17 protein-coding genes and 1 other RNA gene are annotated in these 18,008 nt (G+C 61.3%); 5 read left to right on the top strand and 13 right to left on the bottom strand.

The annotated features are described in order from the left end of the window. Window positions 1-93: 93 nt before the first annotated feature. Window positions 94-1,086, bottom strand: a complete 993-nt coding sequence (locus tag N2600_RS18560) for a Bug family tripartite tricarboxylate transporter substrate binding protein (protein ID WP_017968149.1) — start codon at window positions 1,084-1,086, stop codon at window positions 94-96. Between the two features lie 143 nt (window positions 1,087-1,229). After that, window positions 1,230-3,032, bottom strand: coding sequence for an ABC transporter transmembrane domain-containing protein (locus N2600_RS18555; RefSeq protein WP_017968148.1), 1,803 nt, complete (start codon window positions 3,030-3,032; stop codon window positions 1,230-1,232). Between the two features lie 193 nt (window positions 3,033-3,225). On the opposite strand from N2600_RS18555, the gene rpmE reads away from it, so the two are divergent. Next, window positions 3,226-3,447: a 50S ribosomal protein L31 gene (gene rpmE / locus N2600_RS18550; protein ID WP_003542805.1), complete on the top strand. Its 222-nt coding sequence runs from the start codon at window positions 3,226-3,228 to the stop codon at window positions 3,445-3,447. Between the two features lie 192 nt (window positions 3,448-3,639). Here rpmE and rcdA read toward each other — a convergent pair whose 3' ends face one another. The 3 genes from rcdA to N2600_RS18535 form a co-directional block, all read right to left on the bottom strand. Further along, a complete protein-coding gene (rcdA, locus tag N2600_RS18545; RefSeq protein WP_003542804.1) occupies window positions 3,640-4,155 on the bottom strand; it encodes a protease adaptor protein RcdA in 516 nt (171 codons plus the stop codon). 389 nt (window positions 4,156-4,544) lie between these two features. Next, on the bottom strand, window positions 4,545-4,736 hold the full coding sequence (locus tag N2600_RS18540; RefSeq protein WP_222280434.1) for a DUF1192 domain-containing protein: 192 nt from the start codon (window positions 4,734-4,736) through the stop codon (window positions 4,545-4,547). Between the two features lie 191 nt (window positions 4,737-4,927). Then, window positions 4,928-6,226 (bottom strand): MFS transporter, encoded by a 1,299-nt coding sequence (locus N2600_RS18535; protein ID WP_017968146.1) that lies wholly within the window; start codon window positions 6,224-6,226, stop codon window positions 4,928-4,930. 172 nt (window positions 6,227-6,398) lie between these two features. Here N2600_RS18535 and N2600_RS18530 point away from each other — a divergent pair, with 172 nt between their 5' ends. Then, the gene (locus N2600_RS18530) at window positions 6,399-6,563 is read left to right on the top strand and encodes a hypothetical protein (protein WP_003542801.1); all 165 of its coding nucleotides are present in this window, start codon (window positions 6,399-6,401) and stop codon (window positions 6,561-6,563) included. 47 nt (window positions 6,564-6,610) lie between these two features. Here N2600_RS18530 and N2600_RS18525 read toward each other — a convergent pair whose 3' ends face one another. From N2600_RS18525 to tkt, 8 genes are all read right to left on the bottom strand, one after another. Beyond that, a complete protein-coding gene (locus tag N2600_RS18525) occupies window positions 6,611-7,534 on the bottom strand; it encodes a PhzF family phenazine biosynthesis protein (RefSeq protein ID WP_222280435.1) in 924 nt (307 codons plus the stop codon). 150 nt (window positions 7,535-7,684) lie between these two features. Continuing rightward, a complete protein-coding gene (locus N2600_RS18520; RefSeq protein ID WP_260109394.1) occupies window positions 7,685-8,710 on the bottom strand; it encodes a class I fructose-bisphosphate aldolase in 1,026 nt (341 codons plus the stop codon). A gap of 224 nt (window positions 8,711-8,934) precedes the next feature. Beyond that, window positions 8,935-10,137 carry a phosphoglycerate kinase gene (locus N2600_RS18515; RefSeq protein ID WP_260297077.1) on the bottom strand — a complete coding sequence of 401 codons (1,203 nt, stop codon included), beginning with the start codon at window positions 10,135-10,137 and terminating at the stop codon, window positions 8,935-8,937. Between the two features lie 70 nt (window positions 10,138-10,207). Then, window positions 10,208-12,082 carry a potassium/proton antiporter gene (locus N2600_RS18510; RefSeq protein WP_026154567.1) on the bottom strand — a complete coding sequence of 625 codons (1,875 nt, stop codon included), beginning with the start codon at window positions 12,080-12,082 and terminating at the stop codon, window positions 10,208-10,210. A gap of 488 nt (window positions 12,083-12,570) precedes the next feature. Next, window positions 12,571-12,750, bottom strand: coding sequence for a hypothetical protein (locus N2600_RS18505; protein WP_162119434.1), 180 nt, complete (start codon window positions 12,748-12,750; stop codon window positions 12,571-12,573). A 258-nt stretch (window positions 12,751-13,008) separates the two neighbouring features. Continuing rightward, a complete protein-coding gene (locus tag N2600_RS18500; protein WP_017968139.1) occupies window positions 13,009-13,326 on the bottom strand; it encodes a hypothetical protein in 318 nt (105 codons plus the stop codon). 247 nt (window positions 13,327-13,573) lie between these two features. Next, entirely contained in the window at window positions 13,574-14,584 is a 1,011-nt protein-coding gene (gene gap / locus N2600_RS18495) for a type I glyceraldehyde-3-phosphate dehydrogenase (RefSeq protein WP_260297074.1), read from the bottom strand. Window positions 14,585-14,665: 81 nt separating this feature from the next. After that, complete coding sequence (gene tkt / locus N2600_RS18490; RefSeq protein ID WP_260297071.1) at window positions 14,666-16,639, bottom strand: transketolase; 1,974 nt, start codon at window positions 16,637-16,639, stop codon at window positions 14,666-14,668. 333 nt (window positions 16,640-16,972) lie between these two features. Here tkt and N2600_RS18485 point away from each other — a divergent pair, with 333 nt between their 5' ends. The 3 genes from N2600_RS18485 to ssrS all read left to right on the top strand — a co-directional run bounded on the left by N2600_RS18485 (window position 16,973) and on the right by ssrS (window position 17,869). After that, window positions 16,973-17,248: a DUF4164 domain-containing protein gene (locus tag N2600_RS18485; RefSeq protein WP_012758879.1), complete on the top strand. Its 276-nt coding sequence runs from the start codon at window positions 16,973-16,975 to the stop codon at window positions 17,246-17,248. A gap of 15 nt (window positions 17,249-17,263) precedes the next feature. Beyond that, window positions 17,264-17,641, top strand: coding sequence for a cell division protein ZapA (locus tag N2600_RS18480; RefSeq protein ID WP_018072888.1), 378 nt, complete (start codon window positions 17,264-17,266; stop codon window positions 17,639-17,641). A gap of 69 nt (window positions 17,642-17,710) precedes the next feature. Beyond that, window positions 17,711-17,869: non-coding RNA, 6S RNA (gene ssrS / locus N2600_RS18475), on the top strand. Window positions 17,870-18,008: the final 139 nt, after the last annotated feature.

The raw sequence follows: 18,008 nt of genomic DNA, 5'->3' as shown, positions 1-18,008 counted from the left end.
TGCCTTAATAAGAATTGGGTTGCCAAGCGTCCAATTGCCACCGTTTCCATTGCACGCAAGTGAAGGAGGGATGCCGGTACATGCTCTTTCACATTACTCCATCTGGATATTCGCGCCTTTGACGACCGGCCCCCATTTGGCGAGTTCGGCCTTTACATGGGCAGCCAGTTCGTCCGGCGTCGAGCCGACGATGGTGGCGCTGAATTCTTTCATGCGTTCAGCGACGGCAGGGTCGGCAAGCGCCTTCTTAGCCGAGGCGTTGAGACGCGTTACCACCTCATTCGGTGTCTTGGCCGGCGCGAAAAGCGCATTCCAAGTATAGGTCTCGTAACCTGGAATGCCCGACTCGGCGACAGTCGGCACGTCGGGGAAGGAGGGTGCACGCTCGGCCGTGGTCACCGCCAGCGCCCGCAGGGTGCCAGCCTTGATGTGGCTCGACGAGGAGGGCAAATTGTCGAACATGATTGGCACCTGGTTGCCGATGACGTCGTTCAATGCCGGACCGGCGCCCTTATAGGGTATGTGCTGCATGCTGACACCGGCCATGGATTTGAAGAGTTCTCCGGAAAGATGCAACGGCGTGCCGTTGCCCGATGAGGCGTAGCTGTATTTGTCGGGCTCGGCCTTCAGCAGGGCGATCAGCTCCTGCACGGTCTTTGCCGGCAGTTCCGGATTGACGACCAGCACGTTCGGCACGACGACGAGCAGCGAGACCGGCGCAAAATCCTTTTCGGCGTCATAGGGCGTCGATTTCAGGATGAGCGGATTGAGGGCGTGGGTCGCGACCGTGCCCATCAGGATGGTGTAGCCGTCCGGTTCGGCGCGGGCGACGTTACCGGCGCCGAGATTGCCGCCGGCGCCGGCGACGTTCTGGACGATCACTTGCTGGCCAAGATCCTCCGACATCTTCTGCGCAACGATGCGAGCGACGACATCGGTTGAGCCGCCGGCCGCGAAGGGTACGACCATGGTGATCGTGCGATCGGGAAAATCCGCAGCAGCGGCAGACGCGCCGACGGCAAAGGCCGCAAGCACAGCGAAACCGAGCGCAAGGCCCGTACGTCGCGTTATATCGGAAAGCGCCATTCCTATCTCCTCCCAAGGATTTCAGCCGCAATATCCCCACCCCCGGGGAATGAAGAGGTTAGGGCGGGACGCGCGAAAGACAACCGCGGAGATGTGCGGCGGGTTCAGACTTTAGTCGCTGTCGGCCGGAGAAGTAGCGCCGGCTATTTCGCCGCGGCGAGCACATCCTCATTGGCGGCGTCGAATTGCAGCCGCGCCAGCCGCGCATAGAGGCCGCCATGGCGGATCAGGCTCTGATGCGTGCCCTCCTCGACGACGCGGCCCTGATCCATGACGAGGATGCGGTCGGCCTTCAGCACGGTCGCCAGGCGATGGGCGATGACGAGCGTCGTGCGGCCGTCCACCAGGCCGTCGAGCGCCTTCTGCACCAGCGTCTCGCTTTCCGCGTCAAGCGCGGAGGTTGCCTCGTCGAGCAGCAGCACCGGCGCGTTCTTCAGGATGGCACGGGCAATGGCGATGCGCTGGCGCTGGCCGCCGGAGAGCATGATGCCGCGTTCGCCAACCTCGGTCTCGTAGCCCCTGTCCAGCCGAGCGATGAATTCGTCGGCCTGCGCGGCAAGGGCTGCAGCGCGGACCTCGTCACGCGAGGCGCCGGGACGGCCGAAGGCGATGTTGTCATGGATCGAGGCGGCAAAGATGGTGACATCCTGCGGCACGATGGCGATGCGCTGGCGCAGCTCGTCGGGCGTCGTCAGCTGCGCATCGACACCGTCGATCCTCACGCTGCCCTGCTGCGGATCGTAAAAGCGCAGCAGCAGCGAAAAGACGGTGCTCTTGCCGGCACCGGAAGGGCCGACAATGGCGACCGTCTCGCCTGGCGCGACGGCGAAGCTTAAGCCATGTAGCGCCGATTTGCCGGGGCGCGAGGGATAGGCGAAGTGCACGCCTGAAAATTCGACGCGGCCGCGGCTGGGCGAAGGAAGCGGCTCAGGGCTGGCGGGGGCTGTGATCGGCGAGACCTCGTCGAGAAGCTCGGTCAGCCGGTCTGCGGCACCGGCTGCCTGCGAAAGTTCGCCCCAGACCTCCGACAGCGCGCCCAGCGAACCGGCGGAGATGACGGCATAAAGCAGGAACTGGCCGAGCGTGCCGGCCGACAGCGTGCCGGCGAGCACGCTGTGGGCGCCGACCCAGAGCACGGCGACGACGCTGCCGAAGATCAGCGTGATGGCGATCCCCGTCAGCAACGCGCGCGAGCGGATGGCGGCGCGGGCGGCCTCGTAGGCGGATTCGACGGCAGTGCCGTAACGCGTCGCTGCGGCATCTTCGCCGTTGAAGGCCTGAACCGTGCGGGTCGCGGCGATCGTCTCGTTGGCGAAGGCGGAGGCATCGGCGAGCGTATCCTGGGCGGCGCGCGAACGTTTGCGCACCGAGCGGCCGAAGGCGACGAGCGGGAAGACAATCAGCGGGATCGCTCCGATGACGAGGCTCGAAAGCTTCGGCGAGGTGACGATCATCATGCCCATGGCGCCGATACAGAGGATGAGGTTCCTGAGCGCTACAGAGGCAGTGGCGCCGACGGCGGACTTGATCTGCGTGGTATCGGCGGTCAGCCGCGAGACGATCTCGCCGGACTGGTTGACATCGAAGAAGGAGGGCGACAGCCTCGTCACATGGGAAAAGACATCGCGGCGAAGATCGGCGACGATGCGCTCGCCAATGGTGATGACGAAATAATAGCGCAGCGCGCTGGCGACCGCGAGCACGATGGCCATGACCATCAGCATGGCGAAGTAACTGTTGATGAAGCGACCATCCGACTGGGTGAAGCCGTGATCGATCATGCGACGCACGGCGAGCGGCAGCGCCAACGAAGTGACGGCGGCAAGCGCCAGCGACATCAGCGCACCGGCCACCATGGCGCGATAACGCATGACGTAGGGCGTCAGCCTGCCGAGCGGCCGCAGCGATCGTCTTTTGTTTTCCTCAGCCCGTGCCTGCTCTGCCAAATCGTCTCCGATCGCCCGCAGGACCCGCGCAATGCGGCCTGTAGGCTCTTGTTATCTAGGCGTCCTTCATGTATAGGCACCGCATCCTAATGGGAAGCCGTAGCCATCACGACTGCGGCTTCATTTATTCAATCGGTTCGGTGGCTGCAACTGCATGCGGCAATTTGAACTCCGGTATCGCAGGAAGATTGTTATGAAGGCAGGCATCCATCCCGAATATCACATGATCAAGGTGGTCATGACCGATGGCACCGAATACGAAACCCGCTCGACCTGGGGTTCGGAGGGCGCTGTCATGAACCTTGAAATCGATTCCAAGTCGCATCCGGCCTGGACCGGCGGCAACCAGCAGCTCATGGACCGCGGTGGCCGCGTCTCCAAGTTCAACAAGCGTTTCGGCGGCCTCGGCCTCTAATCGCTTCTGCTCGACGGAATTCGAAGAGAGCCCGGTTACGCCGGGCTTTTTGCGTTCGCAATGCCCTACTGCGCCACGCGTCTTTTCAGACGCGCAAAGGACGCTCCAGGGATGCCGGTGTTCAGAGGCAAACAAAAAACCGGCCGCGTATAAGACGCAGCCGGTCTGTTTCGAAGAAGTCTGCAGATCCGGTCAGTTGTTGCCGAAGGCGGTCTGCAGCAGGGAAAGCTGAGCCTGGACGCTGTTCTGATTATCATGAACGATCACGGCTTCGGACGGGCGGTAGATCTCGCGGTCGAGCAGGGCAATGCGGTTCTGCAGACGCAGTGAGCGCTCGACGAGGTCGCGGAAGGATTCCGGCAGGTCGCCCCAGCCGGGCGCAGCGCGGTCGACGTTGAAGCCGTCGAGACGGACCTTGTTCTTTTCGGCCAGTACCTGGTCGCGGGACATTTCGCCATTGTTGACGGCGCGCTGCAGCAGCAGCCAGGAGGCCATCTGCATGAGGCGGGTGGTGAGACGCATCGATTCCGCGGCGTAAAGGACCGAGGCCATCCGCGGCAGAACCTTGGAGGCGGCGCGGCCCTGGCCGTCGAGGTAGGCGGCAGTCTCTTCGACCAGCGACATGCCTTCCGCGTAAAGTGCTTTGAACTGCGAGGATGCAGCGGCGCGGCCTGCAAAACTGATCGTGTTCAATCCAACTTCCGACATCGCAATAGTCCCTGTTTGCACGCAGCTACATATATTCAGGTAACGCCGGCACCGACGGAAAAGTTTCCGGGCCCCGTCTTTATGACTTTAAGATGGTATCATTAGCTCAAATGCGCAAGCCGTTTCTTAAGAAAGGGTTAATCTCCACAGTTTCGTGGAAGTGCGCCGGCCATAGGAAAAAGAAGAGCCGCAGACGCGGCTCTCAAGGTAAAACAGGGAGAAAAATCAGACCAATTCACCGCTTGGAAAACTGTCTGAGATCCAGAGAAAATCCGGATGAATATAGTAATACCTTATAAAGCTTAATATTTTATTAACATTGTGCTGAATTAAGACTTGAGGCGGTCCGTTTTATCCACCTATAACCTTGTTTTCGGAGTTTTGGCGGGTTACGAGCGGAAGAAGCTTTCCGCCGCGCGCCGCCCGGAGGCCTTGCGAGTGGCCTCAGCCTCGAGACGGGCGATCTCCGTCTTCAGCAATTCCACCCGCGCCTTCAATTCGTCGACCGAAAGCATAGAGAGATCGGCGCCGATCTCATGGGCGACCTTCTTCTGCGGCCGGTCGTCATCGATGAAGCTCATGGGTTCGTCCTCCGTTGGCTGCATATAGCTTGTTACGCAACTCCCGGCAAAATCGCTTCGCAGTTTTGCTGGAATTGCTCCGGAGCATGATGCCGAAAAGTGTGATCGGCTTTCGGACGACATCACGCTCTCACTACATAATGTAGAACAGGATCCAGATTTTAGGCCGACCCGGCCTAAATCATCCTTTTCTAGCCGAACTTTACAGCAGGATCGTCGCTTTCGGGAGACTTTCCGGTTTCCGGAGGTTTGCTGGTGCCGCGGTCGGCAAGCGACATGCTTTGCGGTGTCAGCATCGGCGAGGTGCCGGTCGGGATCGTCGTGTAGGCGTCGCGGTCGCTGGCGGGGATCGCAGCGCGGATGCGGCTTCGGATGATGGCGTAAACGGTGATCAGCACATGGGCGATGGCGGTGACGAGGAAAAGCGCATGCGGGGTGATCGCCGACATGACGGGACCGCTGATCGTCGGGCCGATCACCGTGCCGATGCCGTAGAGCAGCAGCAGGCCGCCGGAGACCTTGACGAAGTCCTCCGACGCCGCGAAGTCGTTCGCGTGGGCGACGGCGATCGGATAGAGCGTATTCGCCACTGCGCCGTAAAGGACAACGAGCCCGATCAGAAAGGCGGGGGACGTGGGGTGAAGCAGAAAGATCAGCAGGCCGGCAAGGGCGGCGATCCCCGACATGGCGGCGAGCACGTAGCGCCGGTCGATGCGATCGGAAAGCCGGCCGGCGGGCAGCTGCATCACTGCGCCGGCGAAGATGGTGGAGCTCATCATGACGGCGATACTGGTGTCGGAAAGGCCGGCGCCGGCACCGAAAACGGCGCCGAGCGTGCCGTAGGCACCGTTAGCGATACCGACGAGCAGGATGCCGAGGCAGGAGACCGGCGAGTTGCGATAGAGCGCCGGCAGGTCGAGGCGCACTGCCTTCAGCGGCTGCGGCGAAGCGGCGGTCGACAGCGTCGTCGGCAGCATGGCGATGCAATAGAAGATGCCGCAGATCATGAACAGCACCGGCGTGCGCACATCCTCGAGCGGGATCATCATCTGGCCGCCGACGACGCCGAGCAGTGTGATGCCGATATAGAGCGAGAAGATCGCGCCGCGGCTCTCGTTGCTGGCGCGCTCGTTCAGCCAGCTTTCGATGATCATCGACGTGCCGGCGGTGGAGAAGCCGGTGACGGCGCGCAGAACCACCCACCAGACCGGATGAATGATGATGCCGCTGACCAGCGCGATGATGGCGATGATCGAGATGAAGCCTGAAAAGGCACGCACATGGCCGACGCGGCGCACGATCTTCGGCGCAACCAGGCAGCCGATGACGAAGCCACCGGCCCATGAGGTGCCGAGCAGGCCGAGCGTCGTCGTTGCGTAGCCTTCGAGATTGCCGCGCACAGGAAGCAGGATGCCCTGCAGGCCGTTGCCCATGAAAAGGAAGAGCGTGCCAAAGAGCAGCGCGGCGACGGACAGCAGATTTCTCTTCATTTCCCCAGACTCGGTCTTAGCGATTTGCAATGAGATAAGGCAGGACCTGCTTCAGCCCAGCCTCAAGATGATTGATTGTGCCCCGGAATGTCTTTACGGCGTGTCGAGATCCTCTTGTTCGCGCGGAAAAATGTCCGTCCTGTGACATTCCGAAAAACGGAAAAAATAAAGCATGACAAAGCTGATAGCCTTGCTGCTCATCCTTGCCATGGCGATACAGGTGATCAAACCGCTCGGCCTTCCCGGCCTCAGGCGGCGGATGGATTTCTGGAAGCTCGCGCTGATCGCTTTCGCCGTCTGGGCAGTGGCTCTGCTTTCGCGCGATTTCCTGATGTAGCCCCTGGATTACATATAACCCAGGGGCGACGACCCGATCCGGGATCGTCAGTCTTGCAAGCTAATTTCTCCGCGCATGACGGAAACGCAGCCTCCCGAGATGACCACATCGGTGACGATGCCGTCGGATTTCACGACATCAAGAGTGATGACGCTGCGGCGGCCCATTTCGACGCCCTGTTCAATGGCGATGCGGACGTTGATATCGACCTCGGGCGCAAGCGAGACGAGATAGGCGCCAAGCGCAGCTGACGCGCTGCCGGTTGCCGGATCTTCGGGCACGTTGTCGAGGGGCGCGAACATGCGGGCGCGAATCTTCCATGGATTTTCGGCTGTTCGCACATAAAGGAAGAGCGAGAAGTCGTGGCCGCTGGTCGTCTGGCGGCCGGCAGCTGCCTGAAACCCGGCAAGGTTCGGGCGGGTAGCGGCCAGCGCTTCGAGCCCGTTCAGTTCCGCGACGGCGAAGTTCAGGCCGACCGAGGCAAAGACCGGGGCATGGGTGGTGCTGACGATGACGCCGGGGTCGAGTGAGACGCAGCCGGCGACGGTTTCCTCGGCGATGGTATCGCCGATCGTCAGCGGCTGCGGCGCGCGGATGGAGGCAGCAGTAACCTTTCCGCCGCTGCGTTTCAGGTTGACCTCGACAATGCCGGCCTTTTCCTCGAAGCGCAGCGTATCGCCGACCGGCTTGCCGAAGATCTCCGCCTGCTGGCCGAGCACATAGGCCGTGCCGACGTTCGGGTGGCCGGCGAAAGGTATTTCCATCGTCGGGGTGAAGATGCGCACGCGGGCGGAATTCTGAGCGTCTTCCGGCGGCAGGACGAATGTGACTTCGGAATAGTTGAACTCGGTGGCGATCTTTTGCATCGCCGCGTCGCTCAGACCGCGCGCATCGGAAATGACGGCAAGCGGATTGCCCTCGAAGCGGGTGGAGGTGAAGACATCGACGGTGACATAGGAGAGGGTGTTCATGGCGGCTCCTGTTGTGACAGGGCGCTATGAGTAATCACGGTTTTTCGCGGAACGAAGCAGTTTCTTGTCGCCGTGACAATGAGGGGAAAGGAAAGGGCTGAGGGCAGGAAGCTGCGTTTGCCGCTCCCTGCCTATCTCGAACGTGAAAAGTCACGCGGCCTTTTCCAGGTCCTTCTTCCAGTTGCCCTTGGCGGCGAGGCTGTTCATCTCGGCGCGGTGGGTGAATTCGCGCTGGCCGGCGGCGACATTTTCCTGCTTGCCGTTCCAGGCCTTGAGCGCGCTGTCCTGCAGGGCGCGACCGTAGGAGAAGGTGACGAACCAGGGCAGGTGGCCGATGGCATTGATCGCCGAAAGGTGGGCTGTCGCTTCTTCGGTCGTCTGGCCGCCGGAGAGGAAGGCGATACCGGGAACGGCAGGCGGAACGGTCGCCTTCAGCACCTTGACGGTGCGTTCGGCAACTTCCGCGACCGAGGCCTTGCGAGCGTTCTTGCCGTCGATCACCATGTTCGGCTTGAGGATCATACCTTCGAGATTGACGCGGGCGTCGGCGAGTTCCTCGAAAACGATGCGCAGCGTGAACTCGGTCACTTCGGCGCAGCGGTCGATATTGTGGTCACCCGGCTTGCCGTCCATCAGGCATTCCGGCTCGACGATCGGAACGATCCCGGCCTCCTGGCAGAGTGCGGCATAACGAGCAAGCGCCTGAGCGTTGGCGCGGACGGAACCGCGGGTCGGCAAGGTCGGCGAGATGGCGATGACGCCGCGCCACTTGGCGAAGCGGGCGCCTGCTTCATAATATCTGGCAAGGCGTTCGCCGAGACCGTCGAGGCCTTCGGTGATGGTTTCATCGGGATATTTAGCCATCGGCTTGGCGCCGGTATCGACCTTGATGCCGGGAATGGCGCCGGCGGCGCGGATGATATCGACGAAGGGCGTGCCGTCCGCAGCCTTCTGGAACAGCGTCTCTTCGAAGAGGATGACGCCGGAGATATATTTCTTCATCGCTTCGTCGGAGCGGAAGAGCATTTCGCGGTAGTCGCGCCGGCTCGTTTCGGTCGATTCGAGATTGATCGCGTCGAAACGCTTCTTGATGGTGGAGGTCGATTCATCGGCGGCGAGCAGTCCCCGGCCGCCCGTAACCATCTGCACTGCAATGTCTTCCAGTCGTTCGCTCATTTCGTTCTCTCCACAACAATAAACATCGGCACTTCAGGAATATAGAATGCGGATAACAGAAGTTTATAGGGAGGAAAATGCAAGGCTAAGTCATTGAAACGATTGAATTCAATTCAATCGTTTGAAAGTTGGGATTTTTTTCGTCCTCTGAGCAAAAGACCGCGGAAGCTTCTTTTCTTCCGCGGTCTATCCACATGTAAAATCTGCGCAATCAGTCTTGGTGCCTATTTAGCAGCGTTGAGGACGGCGACGCCGGGAAGCTCTTTGCCTTCCATCCACTCAAGGAAGGCGCCGCCGGCGGTCGAGACATAGGTGAAACCGTCGGCAACGCCGGCATGGTTGAGCGCGGAGACGGTATCGCCGCCGCCGGCAACGGAGGTGAGCTTGCCGGCTACCGTGCGCCCAGCGGCATATTTCGCAGCAGCGACGGTTGCAGCATCGAAGGGTTCGATCTCGAAGGCACCGAGCGGACCGTTCCAGACCAGGGTTGCGGCGCGCTCGATCCAGGCGTTGATGGCCTCGACGGACTTCGGGCCGACATCGAGCACCATGGCATCGGCGGGAATGGCGTTGATATCGACCGTCTCGTTGGCGGCGCCCGCCTTGAACTCGCGGGCGATCACGCCATCCTCCGGCAGGATGATGGCGCAGCCGGCAGTGGCGGCCTCGATCATGATCTGCTTGGCGGTTTCGGCGAGATCATGTTCGCAGAGCGACTTGCCGACGTTGGTGCCGCGGGCGGCGATGAAGGTATTGGCCATGCCGCCGCCGATGACGAGCGCATCGACCTTCTTCACGAGGTTCATCAGCAGGTCGATCTTGGTGGAGACCTTGGCGCCGCCGACGATCGCAACGACAGGGCGAGCCGGATCGCCGAGGCCCTTTTCCAGCGCCTCCAGCTCGGCCTGCATGGTGCGGCCGGCATAGGCCGGCAGGTGGTGGGCAAGCCCCTCGGTCGAGGCATGGGCGCGGTGGGCGGACGAGAAGGCATCGTTGACATAGATGTCGCCGTTGGCGGCAAGTGCCTTGGTGAAGTCGGGGTCGTTCTTTTCCTCGCCCTTGTGGAAGCGGGTGTTTTCCAGAAGCAGGATATCGCCGTCATTCATTGCGGCAACGGCGGCGGCGGCGGCCTCGCCGATGCAGTCGGAAGCCGTCAGCACGGCATGATCAAGCACTTCCTCGACGGAAGGGGCGATCAGCGACAGCGACAGCTCCGGCGAAGGGCCATCCTTCGGCCGGCCGAAATGGGCCAGCAGGATCACCTTGGCACCCTTTTCGGACAGTTCGAGGATCGTCGGCGCCACACGCTCGATGCGCGTCGTATCGGTAACCTTGCCGTCTTTCACCGGGACGTTGAGATCGACGCGGACGAGAACGCGCTTGCCGCTGAGGTCGGAAAGATCGTCGATGGTCTTGAAAGAAGGCATGGGGAGGATCCTGTCGTGGTTGGCGAAAGTTGCGCCGAACATAGCAAGGATCATTCGAGACGCAAGGCGTTCAACGGCCGTTTTCGCGTGTGCCTTCGTCGCGTCCGGCTGGCGCTTTCGGCGTGCTTTCGGAGGCTGCGGTTTCCCGGTTCCGGCGTCCGTTCAGCCGGTCGCGGATGCGCTGGATGATGTCCTTGAGATTGATGAAGATCGGCAGCGTAATTGCTGGTTCGACCGCTTCGAGCGACATGCCGACGGAGGTGATGTGGTCGTGCTCGTCGAGATCGCGGACGATGAGGATAATCGAGCCGAGGCGGACGCGGTCGGCATAATCGGCCTTGCCGCCGAGGCGCTGCCGCATCAATTCGGCGATCGTCAGGCCTTTTTCGGATTCGTTGAGCAGGCCGGGGCCATAGGCGGCGTCGAGATCGGCGGCGGGGCGGGCGGGAGAGAGCGCGAAGGCGCCGAAGAATTCGGCATCGTCATCATCGACAGGCGCACGGCTAGCGAAAAGCCGGTCGAGCAGCCGGGAGTAGCTCGGCACGATGAAGAGGTAGACGAGATCGTTCTCGCGCAGCCGGCCGGCATATTGATAACGCATCGACTTGCCGTCGCGGATGACGAGCGAGGGCGTCGCCCAGCGCGGAATGCGCTCGCCGCGCAGCACCGGGCTATCCTTGATGACGCGATAGGAGAGCAATTCGTGGTGGGCTGCGCCCGGCAGGTCGACCTCAACCTTGTCGACAGCGCCGATGCGCGGCGGAATGATCAGCCCGAGCTTCTTGGCGACGGGCTTGATCGTCCAGCCCTGGACGAGCAGCGAGACCAGCACGATGATGAAGGCGGTGTTGAAATAGATCTGTCCGTTCTCAAGCCCACCGAGGATCGGCATGATGGCAAGCAGGATGGAAACGGCGCCGCGCAGGCCGACCCAGGCGACGAAGCCGATCTCCTGCTGCGTGTAATCGAAGGGAAGCAGCGACAGCCAGACCGCCAACGGCCGGGCGACGAAGATCAGGAAGAGGGCGAGCAGGATGGCCGGCACGATGATGACAGGGAATTGCGACGGCGTGGCGAGCAGGCCGAGCACCAGGAACATGATGATCTGCGCCAGCCATGTCATGCCGTCCTGGAAGCGTTTGATGGTGCCGATCGCCTGCATCTTGCGGTTTCCGGCGTAGATGCCGGCGACATAGACGGCGAGGAAGCCGCTGCCGCCGACTGCGCCGGTGAAGGAGAAGACGAGAAGGGCGAGCGCCAGCACGAAGATCGGCGTCAGGCCGCGATCGGTATCGAGCTTGCTGACGATCAGCACGATCATCATGCCTCCGAGCAGGCCGAGGATGACGCCGAGGCCCATCTGCTGCACGAACATGGCGAGCATGCCGATATTGATGCCGGCATAACGCTCGCCGCTTGCCAGCACCTCGACGAGGGCGATGGTGAGGAAGATCGCCATCGGGTCGTTGGTGCCGGATTCGACTTCCAGCGTCGAGCGCACCTTATCGCGGATATTGATGCCGCCGATGCGCAGCAGGAAAAAGACGGCGGCGGCATCCGTCGATGCGACGATCGAGCCGAGCAACAGGCCTTCAAGCCAAGTGAAATTCAAAAGCCACATGGCGGCCAAGGCAAAGAGCGAGGCGGTGATCAGCACACCGACCGAGGCGAGCGCCAGAGAGGGCACGGCGGCCAGCCGGAAGGCCTGCATCGGCGTGCCGAAGCCGGAATCGAAGAGGATCACGGCCAGCGCGATGGAGCCGAGAATATAGGCGAGATAATTGTTGCTGAACTCGATGCCGAGGCCATCGACGCCGGCAGCAAGGCCGATCATCAGGAAGAGCAGCAGCAGGGGAGCGCCGAAACGGAAGGCGAGCAGGCTCGAAAAAGCGGCAAGAAGCACGAGTGCCGTCGAAACCAGCACCACGATATAGAACGCTTCCATGCCCACCCCTTTCCATCGACTGCTTCGCGAACACAGCCGCACCCGGCCGATCCGCCTTTATTCAACCCCTCCGTCACGCGCGGCGATCCATCAGTAAACGGCAAAACGTCAGAGAAGGGTAGGCCTTGCGGCTTAACCTCGTCGCGATGCTGCATCATGCTGCTGAACGGCCGCCGGACGGCCAACCGACACGGAATGCTACGGGAGAAAGTCTCTATAAAGAATGTATAGGAAAATCAGGCGAGAGCAGGGCAAAAGAGACAGGCACGGATTTTTCCTGCCGGTATCTGCGAATGGCAAGAACATAAAACACGCTCCTCTTTTCACGCGGCCCGCTTGCCCTGTCCGGGAAGAATGGATTGCATGGGCGGGTGCGGAGAGCGGGGAAAATGAAGGCTGAGATATTTCGATATCGGGTGGAAGTGCCGGCCGCCCAGCGAGAGCAGCCGGCTATAGTTTTGCGCCAGAAGCGGCCGACCCTTGCTCTGCTATCCCAACACCGCCTGAAGTATGACGATCGCGAGAAACGAGAGGCCAATGAACGCGGCGACCCAGATGACCAGGCGATTGGCCCTTGCCAACACGGCAGGTCTGACGTCCCGCTTGGGGTGAAACCGCTGCCGCCGCTTGAGAGTGGTGTGGGACAAGCGCTTTTGTGCCTCTGCCATTTATCACCTCCCTTGGCTCACTAGCCATTGTGCAGCGCTGTGCATTTCCTCAATCTAGCACGCTTGGCCAGCGGATTGCCAACCCGTGATCATCCTTGCGGCCAAGGAATTCGTCGACGATGGTTTCGTGTAGAGACGCCTATCGAATTCGAACCCGAGTAGCGTCAGCACCGCCATCCTGTCCTGCGAACGGCGGCGTCATATCGAACCCGCCGCTTCGATATGACTTCGAAACCGGAAAAAGATGCGGATCGTCGATCAGTCTTCGACGGTATCGTCTTCGCCAGCGGTCAGATCCGCGACCGGGACGAGGAACACGACGAACTCGTCCTCGATGGTCCGTTCAGGATCATCGTCGAATTCATAGGCGTGCTCGACTTCGCTTGCTTCCTCGGTGGTCGCCTTGCGCAGGCTCAGGGCCGCTTTGCGGTCCCAAAGAGGCCTGCCTTCGGATTCCAGGACGGTCAGATCGTCGCGAAAGTCTTCCGCCTCGAAGAAATGCGTCGCTTCCTCGTGATTTTCCGAACGAAAACTGGCAACGGCACGGCCGGCGATTTCAACGGTAAAGTAATCCATCCATCTCTCTCATTTTCATCCGGGCGACAGTGTTGCCGCACGGTATTGGCATTCCGCACCTGGCCGGTGGCCGATGCGGCGTGAGGAAACTGGGCATTTTGGAATGTCCAGGGTGACGTATTCTAGCAGATCTCATCCGGGCAATGGATGAAAAGATACCAATGCGGGGGCGGTTTCGTTCGGAGGCACGGCAACAAAAAGCGGCCCGGTTTCCCGGGCCGCTTGTATGTCGATGCCTCAAGAGCGCTCAGATGAGCTTGGCGAAAGCGACTGCCGTGTCGGACATGCGGCTGGAGAAGCCCCACTCGTTATCGTACCAGGACAGCACGCGCACGAAGTTGCCTTCCATGACCTTGGTCTGATCGGTTGCGAGGATCGAGGAGTGGCTGTCGTGGTTGAAGTCACGGGAGACGAGCGGCTCGTCGGTGTAGCCGAGGATACCCATCAGCTTGCCGTTGGCAGCGGCCATGATGGCTTCGTTGATTTCACCAACGCTGGTCGCCTTCTTGGAGACGAACTTGAAGTCGACGACCGAAACGTTCGGGGTCGGAACGCGGATCGAGGTACCGTCGAGCTTGCCTTTCAGATGCGGCAGAACGAGGCCGACTGCCTTGGCTGCACCCGTCGAGGTCGGGATCATGGAAAGGGCGGCCGCGCGGGCGCGATACAGGTCCTTGTGCATCGTGTCGAGCGTCGGCTGGTCGCCGGTGTAGGAGTGGATGGTGGTCATGAAGCCGTGGTCGATGCCGACGGCGTCGTCGAGAACCTTCACGACCGGCACCAGGCAGTTGGTGGTGCAGGACGCGTTGGAGATGACCAAGTGCTCCTTGGTGAGCTGGTCATGATTGACGCCGAAGACGACCGTCAGGTCGGCACCATCGGCAGGCGCCGAGACGATGACGCGCTTGGCGCCGGCTGTCAGGTGAGCGGCAGCCTTGTCGCGGGCGGTGAAGATGCCGGTGCATTCCATGGCGATGTCGACGCCGAGTTCGCGGTGCGGAAGCGTTGCCGGATCCTTGATCGCCGTGACCTTGATCGGCTTGCCGTTGCCGACGATGATCGTGTCACCCTCGACCTTCACCGTCGCCGGGAAGCGGCCGTGGATCGAGTCGTAGCGCAGCAGGTGGGCGTTGGTTTCAACCGGGCCGAGATCGTTGATGGCGACGACTTCGATGTCGGTACGGCCGGATTCGACGATGGCGCGAAGGACGTTGCGGCCGATGCGGCCGAAACCGTTGATGGCAACCTTGACTGTCATGTTCATTCACTCCCGATAGAGTAGGGCCCGATAGCGAGGGCCTGGAATTGAGGAGATGGAGAGCGCCTCAAGGCGCCCTCATTAAAGCTTTGCTTCCGCGGCCGCAACGACGGCGTCGGCGGTGATGCCGAAATGCTTGTAAACTTCCTTGACCGGGCCGGAAGCGCCGAAGCTCTTCATGCCGATAAAGGTGCCTTCCGGTCCGATGAACGCATCCCAGCCTTCGCGAACAGCGGCTTCGACGGCGATCTTGACCGGCGAGTTGCCGAGGATTTCCTTGCGATAGGCTTCCGGCTGCTCGAAGAACAGTTCCGTGCAGGGAACCGATACGACGCGGACGGTGACGCCCTTGACTTCGAGTGCCGTACGAGCCGCAACAGCGATTTCGACTTCGGAGCCGGAGGCAAAGATCGTCACCTTGGCGTCGGCATTGCCGGCGAGGACATAGGCACCCTGTTCGCACAGGTTCTTTTCGCTGTATTCGGTGCGGGCTGCGAGCAGGTTCTGACGCGTCAGAGCAAGGCCCGAGGGACGGTTATGCGTCTTGATGGCGATCTGCCAGCATTCCGCCGTTTCCGTGGCGTCGGCCGGACGGAAGACCATCAGGTTCGGGATGGCACGCAAACCGGCGAGCTGTTCGACGGGCTGGTGCGTCGGGCCATCTTCGCCGACGCCGATCGAGTCGTGCGTCAGGACGTGAATGACGCGGATGCCCATCAGCGAAGCAAGGCGGATCGGCGGGCGGCAATAATCCGAGAAGATCAGGAAGCCGCCGCTGTAGGGGATGAGGCCGCCATGCAGCGCAATGCCGTTCATGGCAGACGCCATGCCATGCTCGCGGATGCCCCAATGCATGTAACGACCGGCGAAATCCGTCGGGGTGATCGAATGCATCTGGCTGGTCTTGGTGTTGTTCGACGGCGTCAGGTCGGCGGAGCCGCCGAGTGTTTCCGGCAGGAAGCCGTTGATGACCTCGAGCGCGTCTTCCGAAGCCTTGCGGGTCGCAACCGTCGGCTTGGTCTCGGCGAGCTTCTTCTTGTATGCGCTGATTGCGGCGTCGAAGCCTTCCGGCAAATCGCCTGCCATGCGGCGGATGAACTCGGCCCTGGCCGGAGCCTTGGCGAGGCCATCTTCCCAGGACCCGACGAGGTCCACCGAGCGGGCGCCGGCCGCACGCCAGTTGTCAAGGACGTCCGACGGGATGACGAAGGGTTCGGCTTCCCAGTTCAGCGCCTTGCGGGTGGCCGCGATTTCCTCGGCGCCGAGCGGGTTGCCGTGGACCTTGTGGGTGCCCTGCTTGTTCGGGGCGCCGAAGCCGATGGTCGTCTTGCAGGCGATGAAGGTCGGGCGGTCGGACTCATGGGCAGCTTCGATCGCGTCGGCGATAGCGGCCTGATCGTGACCGTCGATCTCGATGGTGTTCCAGTGTACTGCCTTGAAGCGGGCGATCTGGTCGGTGGAATCCGACAGCGAGACGGCGCCGTCGATGGTGATCGAGTTGTTGTCCCAGAACAGGATGAGCTTGTTCAGCTTCAGGTGGCCGGCGAGCGCGATGGCTTCATGGCTGATGCCCTCCATCAGGCAGCCGTCGCCGCAGATCGCATAGGTATAGTGATCCTGGAGATCGGAGCCGAACTCCTCGCGCAGCTTGCGTTCGGCAATCGCCATGCCGACGGAATTGGCAATACCCTGGCCGAGCGGTCCAGTCGTCGTTTCGATGCCGGTGGCATGACCGTATTCCGGATGGCCGGCGGTCTTTGAGCCGAGCTGGCGGAACTGCTTCAGATCTTCGATCGTCATGTCCGGATAGCCGGTCAGATACAGCACCGAATAGAGCAGCATCGAACCATGGCCGGCCGACAGCACGAAGCGATCGCGGTTCGGCCAGTGCGGCTTCTTCGGATCGAACTTCAGATATTTGGTGAACAGGACCGTCGCGACGTCAGCCATGCCCATCGGCATGCCCGGGTGGCCGGAGTTCGCCTTTTCAACGGCGTCCATGGCGAGAAAACGGATCGCATTCGCCATCCGGTCGTGTTGTTCGGGAGAGGTCATGGCTTTTCCGCAAGCTCCGGGTGTCGGGGGATGGCCTCGAGCCTCCAAGACCATCGAGTGAAAGCGGCAGAGACATAGCAGTTGGGACGGGCAAGTCAATAAATGGCAGGTCAAATCCGGGCGGGCAACGGCGATTTTTGACATTTGATCGCGCGATTGTACAAATGACGAATCTGATGTGATGAGCCTATGTAAAACGCTCATCCACAGGATAGGCCGGCGGACAGGTGACGGGATTTATTGACGGGCCGTCGGCGAGCTGCATATCCTTTTGAAATCGCAGGGTCGGCGCGGAGTGCCGATTCGCGGATCCTGCGCGGGAATCGGAAAGGCATGATGCCCACAGGCAAAACCATGGAAGCAGCGCTCAACGAGTTGAGACAGGCGATTTCGAGCCTCGAAAACGCCGTCGACATGCGCGTCGAGCGGCAGCGCGAGCAGGGCGAGATCGAAGGCGAGGTGCGGCGCGTGCACGCCGACCGTTCCCGGCTGGCGCAGGAGCTCGACCAGGCCGAATTCCGCGCCAACCGGCTGGAAGAGGTCAATCGCGAGGTATCGCGGCGGCTGGTGACGGCGATGGAAACGATCCGCGCGGTTCTGGATCGCTGATAGAAAGAGTTTGGCATGGCGCAGGTGACGGTAACGATCGACGGCAAGGCCTATCGCATGGCCTGCGAGGAAGGGCAGGAGGATCACCTGAGCGATCTCGCCACTCGTTTCGACAGCTATGTCGGCCATCTCAAGGGCCAGTTCGGGGAAATCGGCGATCTCAGGATCACTGTAATGGCCGGCATCATGGTCATGGACGAGATTGCCGAGCTGACGCGCCGCGTCGCCGGGCTGGAATCCGAGCTCGAGTCGCTGCGCGGCAACCGCGATACGGTGCTTGCAGCGACCGCCCGAACCGAAGAAAATCTTGCGGCAGCGCTGAGCGAGGTGTCGAGCCGAATCCGCGGCATCACCGACAAGTTGAATGGCCGGTCTGCTCCCGAACTCAATTGATCTCAATTAAATAGGGGCGGGCTTCCGTCGCCACTGGCGCGTCGGCGCAAACGACCTTATATATCGCCATGCGGTCTGCGCCTCTCGACAGGAACCACAATCCCTGGGGCCATACTCGATCCAAAGGGAGCTGTCCCTGGCCAGGCCCGTGGGCCTGGACACACGGCGCCCACCTACGTTTGTAGGCACCCAGGATCGTAAACATCCATCGGTGGTCGTGGATCGCACCTTTTCCTTTTTATCGTCGGCAGGAAACCCGGATTTGGCGGGCGAACGCGTCTACAGCGCCGCGCGTCTTTTCAGACGCGCAAAGGACGCTGTAACACTTTGAATGGCTGCATAATTTTGTCCTTAAATCGGTGTCGAT

It is taken from the genome of Rhizobium sp. WSM1274, assembly GCF_025200775.1.
Taxonomy (GTDB): domain Bacteria; phylum Pseudomonadota; class Alphaproteobacteria; order Rhizobiales; family Rhizobiaceae; genus Rhizobium; species Rhizobium leguminosarum_I.
The sequence above is the reverse complement of the archived record's forward strand: the minus strand, read 5'-3'. Positions and strand labels throughout refer to the sequence as shown.